The sequence below is a fragment of the Ruegeria sp. L12 genome (assembly GCF_056531745.1).
Map to the genome: position 1 here is coordinate 147,044 of NZ_JBQFMH010000008.1, position 11,469 is coordinate 158,512.

Annotated in this window: 11 protein-coding genes; 4 read left to right on the top strand and 7 right to left on the bottom strand. The window is 59.3% G+C overall.

Annotated features, from left to right (window positions below):
• Window positions 1–44: 44 nt before the first annotated feature.
• The gene (locus ACR0K9_RS14165) at window positions 45–2,552 is read left to right on the top strand and encodes a GcvT family protein (protein ID WP_480824081.1); all 2,508 of its coding nucleotides are present in this window, start codon (window positions 45–47) and stop codon (window positions 2,550–2,552) included.
• 80 nt (window positions 2,553–2,632) lie between these two features.
• Here ACR0K9_RS14165 and ACR0K9_RS14170 read toward each other — a convergent pair whose 3' ends face one another.
• From ACR0K9_RS14170 to ACR0K9_RS14185, 4 genes are all read right to left on the bottom strand, one after another.
• Complete coding sequence (locus ACR0K9_RS14170) at window positions 2,633–3,169, bottom strand: hypothetical protein (protein WP_480824083.1); 537 nt, start codon at window positions 3,167–3,169, stop codon at window positions 2,633–2,635.
• 194 nt (window positions 3,170–3,363) lie between these two features.
• On the bottom strand, window positions 3,364–3,699 hold the full coding sequence (locus ACR0K9_RS14175) for a carboxymuconolactone decarboxylase family protein (RefSeq protein WP_480824085.1): 336 nt from the start codon (window positions 3,697–3,699) through the stop codon (window positions 3,364–3,366).
• Window positions 3,700–3,770: 71 nt separating this feature from the next.
• Window positions 3,771–4,424 (bottom strand): DUF938 domain-containing protein, encoded by a 654-nt coding sequence (locus ACR0K9_RS14180; protein ID WP_480824087.1) that lies wholly within the window; start codon window positions 4,422–4,424, stop codon window positions 3,771–3,773.
• Window positions 4,421–5,488, bottom strand: coding sequence for an NAD(P)/FAD-dependent oxidoreductase (locus ACR0K9_RS14185; protein WP_480824089.1), 1,068 nt, complete (start codon window positions 5,486–5,488; stop codon window positions 4,421–4,423). Before ACR0K9_RS14185 ends, ACR0K9_RS14180 begins: the two co-directional genes overlap by 4 nt.
• A gap of 163 nt (window positions 5,489–5,651) precedes the next feature.
• On the opposite strand from ACR0K9_RS14185, the gene ACR0K9_RS14190 reads away from it, so the two are divergent.
• The 3 genes from ACR0K9_RS14190 to ACR0K9_RS14200 all read left to right on the top strand — a co-directional run bounded on the left by ACR0K9_RS14190 (window position 5,652) and on the right by ACR0K9_RS14200 (window position 8,263).
• A complete protein-coding gene (locus ACR0K9_RS14190; RefSeq protein ID WP_480824091.1) occupies window positions 5,652–6,062 on the top strand; it encodes a hypothetical protein in 411 nt (136 codons plus the stop codon).
• A 3-nt stretch (window positions 6,063–6,065) separates the two neighbouring features.
• A complete protein-coding gene (locus tag ACR0K9_RS14195) occupies window positions 6,066–7,298 on the top strand; it encodes an HlyD family secretion protein (protein ID WP_480535629.1) in 1,233 nt (410 codons plus the stop codon).
• A 158-nt stretch (window positions 7,299–7,456) separates the two neighbouring features.
• Window positions 7,457–8,263 carry a class I SAM-dependent methyltransferase gene (locus ACR0K9_RS14200; RefSeq protein WP_480824093.1) on the top strand — a complete coding sequence of 269 codons (807 nt, stop codon included), beginning with the start codon at window positions 7,457–7,459 and terminating at the stop codon, window positions 8,261–8,263.
• Between the two features lie 67 nt (window positions 8,264–8,330).
• On the opposite strand, the gene ACR0K9_RS14205 is transcribed toward ACR0K9_RS14200, so the two are convergent.
• From ACR0K9_RS14205 to ACR0K9_RS14215, 3 genes are read right to left on the bottom strand one after another with little or no spacing between them, the layout of a single operon-like run.
• Window positions 8,331–9,404 carry a BMP family ABC transporter substrate-binding protein gene (locus tag ACR0K9_RS14205; protein ID WP_480824095.1) on the bottom strand — a complete coding sequence of 358 codons (1,074 nt, stop codon included), beginning with the start codon at window positions 9,402–9,404 and terminating at the stop codon, window positions 8,331–8,333.
• 32 nt (window positions 9,405–9,436) lie between these two features.
• Window positions 9,437–10,357, bottom strand: coding sequence for an ABC transporter permease (locus tag ACR0K9_RS14210; RefSeq protein WP_480824097.1), 921 nt, complete (start codon window positions 10,355–10,357; stop codon window positions 9,437–9,439).
• A gap of 2 nt (window positions 10,358–10,359) precedes the next feature.
• Window positions 10,360–11,442: an ABC transporter permease gene (locus ACR0K9_RS14215; RefSeq protein ID WP_480824099.1), complete on the bottom strand. Its 1,083-nt coding sequence runs from the start codon at window positions 11,440–11,442 to the stop codon at window positions 10,360–10,362.
• Between the last annotated feature and the right edge of the window lie 27 nt (window positions 11,443–11,469).

Consider the following 11,469-nt stretch of genomic DNA (forward strand, 5'->3'; position numbering starts at 1 on the left):
TGCGCCATATGGTGTCAACTGAATTCAAGGGGAGACACCCGGCTATGAAAACCCAAGTCAAAGCACTGGTCGTTGGCGGCGGCGCCATCGGGACCTCGATTGCCTATCACCTGGCCAAGGCCGGCTGGGACGACGTGATGCTGATCGAGCGGGACGAGCTGACCTCCGGTTCCACCTGGCATGCCGCCGGTCTGCTTCCGCTGTTCAACATGTCCTATGCGACGACCCACATTCACAAGTACTCGGTCGATTTCTACAAGACGCTTGAGGAAGAGACCGGCCTGAACGCGGGCTTTGCCGTGGTCGGCAACCTGCGCATGGCGCAGACTCAGGATCGCATGGACGAATACATGCTCTATGCATCCACCGCTGAAACCTGCGACGTGAAATATGAATGGCTGACCCCGGATCAGATCAAGGAACGCTGGCCGCTGATTGAAACCGGCGACCTGAAAGGCGCGATCTATCACACCGAAGACGGCTATATTAACCCTGCCGACGTGACACAGGCGATGGCCAAGGGCGCCCGTCAGCGTGGCGTCGATATCGTCCGCAAGCTGCAGGCCGATGCCTTCCACTGGAACGGCACCCATTGGGAAGTCACCTGCACCAAGATGGTGGAAAAAGGCGGCAACCTGGTCGAAAGCGATGAGCAGGTTGTGATCACCGCCGAGCATGTGGTGACCGCATCGGGCAACCATGCGCAGCGCACGGCCAAGATGCTGGGCATCAAGATGCCTGCCATTCCGGTCGAGCACACCTTCATCGTCATGGACAAAGACCCCGAGCTGGTCAAATGGCGCGAAGCGGGCAATCCCGAACACCCCGTTGTGCGTGACGCCGACAACGAATCCTACGCACGTGAAGAGCGTGGTGGCTGGATTCTGGGCATCTACGAACACGGCGCCCCGGCTCGTTTCGAATACGGCGTGCCCGACAGCTTCCGCGCCGACCTGTTCCCGCTGGATCTGGACCGTATTGCCGAGCAATACATGGCGATGGCAGAACGCGTGCCGTCCTGCGCCGAATCCGGCCTGAAAGACGATTTCAACGGCCCGATCTGCTACACCCCCGACGGCAACCCGTTGGTTGGTCCTGCACCGGGCCTGCGCAACATGTGGCTGGCCGAAGGCTTCAGCTTCGGTATCACCGCCGCAGGCGGTACCGGCTATTATCTGGCGCAAATGATGGTCGATGGCGAAGCCGAGATCGACATGGCCTCGCTGGACCCCAAGCGGTATTCGTCGAACTGGATGACCACCGAGTTCGCGGCGCGCAAGAACGAAGAGTGCTATGAGCACGTCTATATCCTGCACCACCCGGATGAAGAGCGTGAAGCCTGCCGTCCGCTGCGCACCGTTCCGGCCTATGACCGTCAGAAAGCGCGCGGTGCGCAGTTCGGTTGGGTGAACGGCTGGGAACGTCCGAACTATTTCGGCCCCGTTGATGCGCCGGACAATTTCGACAAGGAAAGCCGCTCGTTCCGCCGGGGTGGTTGGTGGCAGTATGCCGTCGAAGAAGCCAAAGCGATCCGCGAAGGCGTTGGCCTGATCGATGCGTCGGCCTTTACCAAGCACGTCGTCAAAGGCCCCGGTGCGACCGCGTTCCTCGACTGGTTCACCTGCAACAAGCTGCCCAAGGTCGGACGCATCAACCTGACCTATGCGCTGACCTCGCACGGCACCACCCGCACCGAATACACCATCGTCCGCAACGGCGAGAACAACTACTACATCGTCTCTGCCGGTGCCTGGACCGAGTATGACGCCGACTACCTGCGTAAGGCGGCCGAGGACAAGATGGAGGAATTCGGCTATATCGAAATCCAGGACGTGACCACCCAATGGGGCGTCTTCGCCATCGCCGGACCCAAGTCGCGTGATGTTCTGAAAGAGGTCATCAAAGACGCCGATCCGGAAACCGCTCTGTCCAACAAGCGCTTCCCGTGGCTGTCGGCCCGTCAGATCGAATTGGGCATGTGCCCGGTCAACGCGATCCGCGTGGCCTATACCGGTGAGCTGGGTTGGGAACTGCACCACCCGATCGAGATGCAGAACTACCTGTTCGACCTGCTGGAAAAAGCCGGTGAGAAACACGGCATGAAGCTGGTCGGCGCCCGCGCCCAAAACTGGCTGCGGCAGGAGAAATCCTATCGCGCCTTCGGCACCGAACTGGGCCGCGACGCGACCCCGCTGGAAGCCGACCTGCCGCGCTTTGTCGATCTGTCGAAGGACTTCTACGGCAAGGCCAAGCTGGAAGAGACCGGTGTGCGCGTGAAATGCTGCACCTTGCTGATCGACGGGCCGGACGATGCCGATCCGTGGGGTCGCGAAGTGCTGTATACTCCGGAAGGTGAGCGTGTTGGCCGTCTGACCTCGGGCGGTTACTCGGTTGCGTTCGAGAAATCCATCGGCATGGGCTATGTGAAACCCGAACTGGCGGTTGAGGGCACCAAGCTGCAGGTCAAGATTCAGGACAGATTGTGGGATGCGGTCGTGACCTGCGACAGCCCCTACGACCCGAAGAACGAAACCATCCGCAAAGACGGTTAAATTGAAAAAGCCCCGGTGAAAACCGGGGCTTTATTCATGGGCGCGGCGGGAAATTCTGCCTGCCACACACGTCAAATGATTTAGTTGTACAGTTTCAATCGCGCCAACAAGGCCTCTGCTGCGTTAACCAAGGGGCGGCATTCAAGCGAAACGACCTGAATGAAACGTCCGCTGACATAGGTCTGGACGTAGTGGCCTGACCACCCGGCGCTGCAGGATCTTTTAATGTTAAGCTGGTCGTTGCCTTTGTAGTTTACTGAGAACTTTCCAAGAGAAACCTCGCTAAAGGTCGAGCGGTATTCAGCTTTGCGGGTAATCTTGGAAATACCTTTGAAACTGGTTTCGGGAAACGGTTCCTCGATCAGGACATTCGTACGGTTTGGCTCCCCAAGATAGATTGTCAGGCCGCTTCCCGGATCATGCGTATAGTCAACAATCAAAGTCGTATCGGCTGTGTAACCTCTGGGAAGTTCAACCTCCGAAATCGCCTGACTTTTATCAGCAGGTACAAATCGGCTGGCCAGAACATCGCAGAGAAAACGGCCCCTGATCGGATCGTCCTGGGCCAGCAACTGCGCGGGAAACAGCGTCAACAGTATAGCTAGTAAGACTTTCATCGCGGCTACACCTCTGTGTGTATCCTAGCAAGAAAGGCCGAAAAAGTCACGATCTGGCACCGGGTTCGGCTCCGGCTATGCGGGGGCAAGAATGCCTGTACTGTGTAAGCAGTTGAGTTCATTACCCCAGCAGGGGTGCCGTAAGGGGCGGCATTTGTCTTTGCCGCCCGGATAAGCAGCGTTTCCCGGGTTTGTCACGTGTTCAGTTCGTCAAAACACTCCAACGCTTTTGCGGCATACATCATGGACGGGCCCCCGCCCATCTGGATGGCCATGCCGAGCACGTCCGAAACCTCTTCCCGGGACGCGCCGGCTTTGATCAGGGCCTCGGTGTGCAATGTGATGCAGGGTTCGCATCTTACGGCGATCGACATGCCCAGCGCGATGAATTCCTTGGTTTTGTAATCCAGAATTCCGCCTTCCTTGACCAATTTCCCCAATGCCCCAAAGGCACGGGCTGTGTCAGGAATGGCGCCGTTCAGATTGCGCAGACCTTTGCGGGTTCCGTCCAATGTGTCCTGCCATGTCATGATGCTGTCCTTTCAATATATATCAAAAACAGCATATGAATGAGGAGGAGCCTGCGCGGCTTTGATCTTGATCAGATCGCAGGCTTTTTTGCGACGAAAGCCAGATTGTTGGCGGGCATCTCAGCGACTTCAATCAACCCGAGCTGATTTCTATGCAATAGCCCCAGTATCTCGGCATCGTTTTTGTAGCCGATCTCGGGGTCTTGCTGTCTAAGCGCATCGTGGAAGCGTTGGTCTCCGTCGCTGGTCAGCTTGCCGTCACGCATGAACGGGCCATAAAGGACAAGGCGGCCACCGGGTTTCAGGGCCAGCGCAGCCTCGGTAATCAGTGTCGTTGCCTCGGCCCAGCTGATCAGGTGCAGCAGGTTGATCAGAACGATAAGGTCCTGGGGTGCAAATCGGGTGTGCCAGCCCGCAGCGGTTGCATCCAAATGGACCGGCGCGGCGACGTTGCTCAGCCCGTCAGTATAGGCCCGGATACTGGCGCGCCGTTCCTCGGCAATCTCGCTGGGCTGCCAGGTCAGGCCGGGCAGGCGCTGGGCAAACGCCTGGACGTGCTGCCCGGTGCCACTTGCGAGTTCCAGTGCATTGCCCGTGTGAGGCGCGATGCGGTCCAACAGATCGCAAAGAACGGCGGCATTCCGGCTGGCCGCAGGCGCAATCAGTTTCGCGCCGTCGCCGTCATGGGCCACGCTGGCATTTGCAGGCAGTTTTCTTTCGGTCATCGACGCAGCCTTTCGGGCTTCAGCGCAGCAACCACGGCCGGGTCGATCTGAGGCGTCGAGTCCGACACCAGATCGGCGACCAGTTGGGACGCGGCAGGCGCGGTCTGGAACCCGTATCCGCCTTGTGCTGCAGACCAGACGAATGACCGGTCCGCCGGGTCCGGCCCCAGAACCAGAGTTCCATCGGGTGAGAAACTACGCAAACCGGCCCAGTTGCTTTCAACACGCGTAACGGCCTCGGTCACCATTTCCTCATAACGGGCCAGACCCTCGGCCAACACCATATCATCGGCATAGGCGTCATGCGGCGTGGTTGGGTCGGCCTCCGCGGGCGAGACCAGCAGCTTTCCGGCATCCGGTTTGGCATACCAGCTTTCACCCACACCCAGCATCATCGGCCAGTTGCGCACATCATGGCCACCCGGGGCGGGGATGCGCGCGACCGACCTGCGGCGCGGGCTGATCCCGATCGGCTCAATCCCGGCCATCAGCGCGATTTCATCCACCCAGGCTCCGGCGGCGTTCACAATATCGCGCGCTTCGAACGTGTCGTGCGCCTCGACGATCCAGTGCCCGGACTTGCGAATACCTGACACTTTCTGGCGCGTGAGGACCTGGCCTCCGTTGGCCCGGATCTTGCGCGCGAAATCCTGCAGCACGCGGTCTGTGTCGACATCCCGGGCGCTGTAGCTGAGCGCGGTATGCCCTACCGTCGCAGGATTCAGGATCGGGATGCGATGCTGCGCCTCTTCCAACCCTATCGGCTCAACACCAAGATCAACGACGTCTTTTTCGAATTGGTCCCCCTGATCCTTCGCGCCAACCAGCATCAGCCCGCGCGGGGTCAGGTAATCGTTTTCTTCGAAATAGGTGGCGCTCGCCTTGCTCAGCGCGACAACTGTCTCTGGTCCATACTCCGGTTCGAACAAGGCGGCGGAGCGGCCTGATGTGTGATAGCCCAAGGCGTCCTCGGCCTCGAGCACGGTGACTGCACCATGCGCCGACAAACGGGCCCCTGCGCTCAGGCCCGCGATGCCGCCGCCGATAACCAGAAAATCGATCATTCGCACCTTTCTGATTCCGGTGTTCGGAACCGCACAAACTGTCCTGCGCGGACCATTGCACGGGCATCGCCGTCCGAAAAGACACAAGTTCAGGGTATTGGAAACTTGATTGCATGCCGCCAGACTGGTTGAAGTGCACCAAACAACGGATTCGGAGACAGACGTGGACTCGGCAGACCTTCATCCAATGGCGACGGGCCACATTCCGTCTTATGTTACACAAGCCGACGGCAGTGATTTTCTTTTTACCTTTATGCTGATTTTCACTATTGCGGTGGTCGTCCTGATCGGGGTGGCGTATTTCACGCTGCATTCGATCCCGGAAAAAATGGCGCACGAGACCAACCACCCGCAATTCCAGCTGGTTGGCATTCTGGCGTTGCTGGCGCTGTTTACCCATAACGGCATCTTCTGGATTGCGGCGGTTCTGGTCGCAGGCTTCCAGTTCCCCGATTTCGCAGCCCCCCTGCGTTCGATTGCCGATGCAATCCGGTCGCTGGCGCCGGGGCAGGTCCCTGCACCGGTACCTGAGCCAGAACCTGAAACCAACGAAACTACGGCACAGGGGCACTGAACCATGATCGAGACTATGCTGTGCGCCCTGATTACGGTGCTTCCCGACTATCTGTTCCGCCGCTTCGTGCAAGGCAAACGGATCGGGCACGAGATTACTCTGTTCACCATGTGGTATGAATTGCGCTGGGGTCTGACCACCTGCGCCATTCTGGCGCTGACGGTGATCACCACGCTGTTTTACTTCCACCCCTCCAGCAAAACCGCGGCATCCTATTTCCGCACCGTGACAATCCTGCCCCAACTGGGCGGGCGCGTGTCCGAGGTGTATGTGCGCAATAACGAGCATGTCACGGCAGGCCAGCCGATTTTCCGGATCGAGGATTTCACCCAGACCGCACAGGTCGAGGCGGCGCACGCGCAGATCGCGCAGGTTCAGGCCTCGCTGAAAGTGGCCGAGACCGATCTGGCCGAGGCCGAGGCGGGTATCGCCGGGGCCAAGGCGGCACTGGATCAGGCGCTGGAAGATCTTGAGCGTAACACCACCCTGCGCGACGAAGGCTCCAGCGCGGTGCGGATGGCCGAGATTGACCGGCTGGAAAACCTCGTGGCCGAGCGAGAGGCCAAAGTGGTCGCAGCGCAATCGCAGCGCGCCGCCGTGGTGCAACAGATCGAGGAACTGATCCCGGCGCAGCTCAACAGTGCCAACGCCCAACTGGATGCGGCCCTGACCGAACTGGACAAGACCGTGATCAATGCCGGGGTGACGGGCCGGGTCGAGCAGTTCGGCCTTCAGGTCGGCGACTATGTCAGTCCGCTGCTGCGCCCCGCCGGTATCCTTGTGCCTTCGTCATCGGGCCACAACCGGTTTCAGGCCGCGTTCAACCAGCTTTCCGCGCAGGTCATCAAACCCGGCATGATCGGAGAGCTGGGCTGCATGACCAAACCCTTCACCGTGATTCCTGTCGTGGTGGTTGAGGTGCAGGATGTCATCCCCTCGGGCCAGATTCGCCCCACGGATGAGCTGCGCGACGTGCAGACCAATACCAATCCGGGTTCGATCCTTGTCTATCTTGAGCCGCTCTACAAGAACATGGCCGATGATGTGCCGCCGGGCAGCAACTGTCTGGCGAATGTCTACACGGATAACCATGCCAAGCTTGAAGAAGAAGGCCTCGGATTCTGGGAGAAGTCCTTCCTGCATGTGGTCGACACGATTGGCGTGGTTCACGCAGCGGGCCTGCGCCTGCGCTTGATCCTGATGCCGGTGAACACGCTGGTGCTGGGAGGGCATTGATTACGTCCCGAAGTCGCCTTTCAGCCAAAGTAAACCGCCAGCGGTTTGTTTATGAACGTCACGGTTTCTCTGGGGGCGTGCAGTTTGTGCTATAGTTTCTCCAGCCTATCCTCGGCCGCTTTTCTGGCAGGGGATGGGTTTGGTGATTGGAGATTGCTATGGTTGATACGAATACCGCATTTGTGGGTGATATCCCGGGAAATTACGACAGGGGGATGGGGCCGGTCATATTCGATCACATGGCCCGCGTTATGGCTGATAAGACTGCAGCCATTGCACCGCAGCGCGTACTGGAACTGGCGGCTGGCACAGGGATCGTAACACGGCACCTTTCGACAGTTTTGGGTGACGCACATGTGGTCGCCACCGACCTGAACGAACCGATGTTGGACATCGCACGCGGGAAATTTTCTGAAGCGGATAACGTGCGTTTTCAAACCGCCGACGCGCAGGACCTGCCGTTTGAAGACGCGACATTTGATGCGGTAGTCTGCCAATTCGGGCACATGTTCTTTCCCGACCGTGACAAGGCCTATGCCGAAGCGGCGCGGGTATTGAAGCCAGGGGGGCAGTATTTGTTCTCGACATGGGGAACAAACGCTGAAAACCCGTATTCCGAGATGGTGATCGAGACATTGTCAGCAGCGTTCGAAGGTGACCCGCCGGGTTTCATGAAGGTTCCGTTTTCGCTGAACGATGCGCCGGAAATTCTGAATGAGGTGGCCCAGGCGGGGTTCGTTGATCCACACCATGAGATCGTTGAACACGCCCCGTCTGTGGATAGTTACTACAGCTTCGCACAGGGCCTGATGCTTGGCAGCCCAGCCTATTTTGAAGTGCTCGAACGCAGCGGCGATCATGATGAAATCGCGCGTGAACTTGCGGGCCTGATGCGTGCGCGATTTGGTCAGGAACCTTCGACCATGCCGCTGAAAGCGCACTTCTTTCAGATGACCTCCGCTTGATATTCGGTGCACGGAAAAAGGCCCGCGCAATCGCGCGGGCCTTGATGTTGTTGATTACCTTATGGGCTTACTGTGGAATGTCGCCTTCCAGCCCTTCGACATAGAAGTTCATGCCTGCCAGCGTTCCGTCATCGGCCACTTCACCTTCGGCCAGCCAGTCGCTGCCGTCTTGCTTTTTCAGCGGGCCGGTGAAGGGATGGTATTCGCCAGCCGCCATGGCAGCCTTCAATGCCAGCGCTTCTTCTTTGACATCCGCCGGAACAGCGTCCGAAATCTCACCAATCCCGACCATGCCTTCCCGGATGCCGTCCCAGGTGTTCACGGTTTCCCAGGTGCCGTCCATTACCGCCTGTGTGCGCGCGATGTAATAGGGTGCCCAGTCGTCGATGATCGACGAGACGCGCGGGAAGGGGGCGTATTCGCTCATGTCAGAGGCTTGCCCAAAGGTGACAACATTGCCAGCCTCCTGCGCGGCGGCCTGCGGTGCGGTTGAATCGGTGTGCTGCAGAATGACATCCGCGCCCTGTTCGATCAGCACGGTGGCGGCGTCAGCCTCTTTCGCCGGATCGAACCAGGTGTAGGCCCAGACGATCTTGAACTCGACGTCCGGATTCACCTTCTTGGCGTGGATATAGGCCGAGTTGATGCCACGGATCACTTCGGGGATCGGGTACGAGCCGATATAACCGATGATGTTCGACTTGGTCATGTTGCCCGCAATGTGACCCTGCACGGCGCGGCCTTCATAGAAGCGCGCCGAATAGACCGAGACGTTGTCGGCGGTCTTGTAGCCGGTGGCGTGCTCGAACTTCACGTTCGGGAATTTCTTCGCCACGTTGATGGTCGGGTCCATATAGCCGAACGAGGTGGTAAAGATCAGGTCCGCGCCTTCCAGCGCCATCTGAGTCATCACACGCTCGGCATCCGGACCTTCAGGCACCGATTCAACGAACACGGTTTCAACCTTGTCGCCGAAATGCTCTTCCACGGCCAGACGGCCTTTGTTGTGCTCATAGGTCCAGCCGCCGTCGCCCACCGGGCCGACATAGACGAACCCGACCTTGGTCTTGTCCTGCGCCACAGCGCCGGTCGCCAGACCCAACGCTATCGCAGCGGTTGTCAGAAGTGATTTGAATTTCATGTGGTTACTCCCCAGGTTGGTTCAGTTGGCCCCTAGTGCGAGGCATGGAATGTCCGGCCCAGTGCGGCAGGTGCGCTGCTCTTGTCGGCCGAAAGGATCACAAGCACAAGGATCGTGATGATGTAGGGCGACATTGCCAGATACTCGACCGGAATGGCAACGCCTGCGGCCTGCAGATTCAGCTGCAACACGGTGATTCCGCCGAACAAATAGGCACCCAGCAACGCCCGCCATGGTTTCCAGCTGGCAAACACGACCAGTGCCAGGGCGATCCAGCCGACACCGGCGGTCATGCCCTCGGTCCATTGGGGCACGCGGATCAGGCTGATATAGGCCCCACCCAGGCCCGCGCAGGCACCGCCGAACAGGATTGCCATGATGCGGATCTTGATGACCTTGTAGCCAAGCGCGTGCGCCGCATCGTGGTTTTCACCCACCGCGCGCAGGATCAGGCCGACACGGGTATATTTCAGCACCGCCCAGACAGCTGCCGTCAGCGCGATCCCGACATAGAGGATCGGGTCATGCTGGAACAGAATCGGGCCAATCACCGGGATATCGCTGATCACCGGGATGTGGATGTCGCCCATACTGGGAGGTTTGACGCCGACATAGCTCTGCCCCATCAGGGCGCTGAACCCCAGACCGAACAGCGTCAGCGCCAGACCGCTGGCCACTTGGTTGGCCAGCGCCACCTGTGTCAGCAGCACGAACAGCAGTGACAGAACGGCGCCGCCGATGGCCGCGGCGACGAAGCCCAGCCAGGGTGAGCCCGTCTCGACCGAAATCGCAAAGCCGCTGATTGCGCCCACGATCATCATGCCCTCGACGCCGAGGTTCAGAACGCCTGCCTTTTCGACAACCAGCTCTCCGATCGCGGCCAGCAGCAGGGGGGTTGCGGCCACCATCAGCGAGGCGACTAGAAGGATGGGGTTAATTTCACCAAGGTCCATGGTTACGCTACCTCGCTACGGGCCGCACGGATGCGGTAGTTTGTCAGAAGATCGAAGGCAAGAAGGAAGAACAGAAGCATCCCCTGGAACACCTGAATGGCGGCGGCAGGCAGGCCCAGTTGAGACTGCGCGATTTCACCACCGATGTAAGTCAACGCCATCAGGCCACCGGCCAACAGAATACCCACCGGATGCAGGCGTCCCAGAAAGGCCACGATAATCGCGGTAAAGCCATAGCCGACGTTGAAGTCGATGCTGACCACGCCCGAGGGACCCGAGACTTCGAACATCCCCGCAAGCCCTGCCAGAGCGCCCGACAGTCCCAGACAGAACAGGATCAGACGCGCCGGATTCACACCGGCGAACTTCGCCGCCCTAGGGGCCTCGCCCGTCAGGCGGATGTGGAAGCCCAGCATGTGCCGGTTCAGCAGAATATAGGCAAAGATCACCGCAATCAGCGCGGTCACGACGCCCCAGTGCATCCCCGATCCGGCGATCAGTTCGGCATTATGCGCGCTGTCATAGGATTGCAGGTTGCGCGAGCCGGGAAAGCCGAACCCCTCGGGGTTCTTCAGCAAACCCAGCGAAACCGAGGCCAGCATCTGCTCGGCCACATAGACCAGCATCAGCGAGACGAGGATTTCATTGGTGCCAAAACGGACCTTCAGAAAGGCCGGAATCATCGCCCATATCCAGCCTCCCAGGGCCCCGGCCATGATCATGATCGGAAAGATGTACCAGGCATCCAGCGGATAGAAGGCCAATCCCGCAGCAGCACCGAAAATGGCACCCATGATATACTGTCCCTCGGCGCCGATATTCCAGATACCAGCCCGAAAGCCCAGCGACAGACCAATGGCGATCAGCACCAAAGGCGCCCCTTTCACCAGCAATTGCGGGCGATAGTAAAAGGCGAATTCGCCGAACAGGGGCTCCCAGAAAATGGTTCCGATTGCTTCGATCGGGTTCTTGCCCAGAATGGCGAACAGAATGCCGCCGAACACCATCGTGGCGATCACCGCAACCAAGGGGGTCGCATAAGACCACGCCTTGGACGGCTGAGGCCGTTTCTCCAACACTATCATCTGCTCATCCCCCTGCGTTCTTCATCT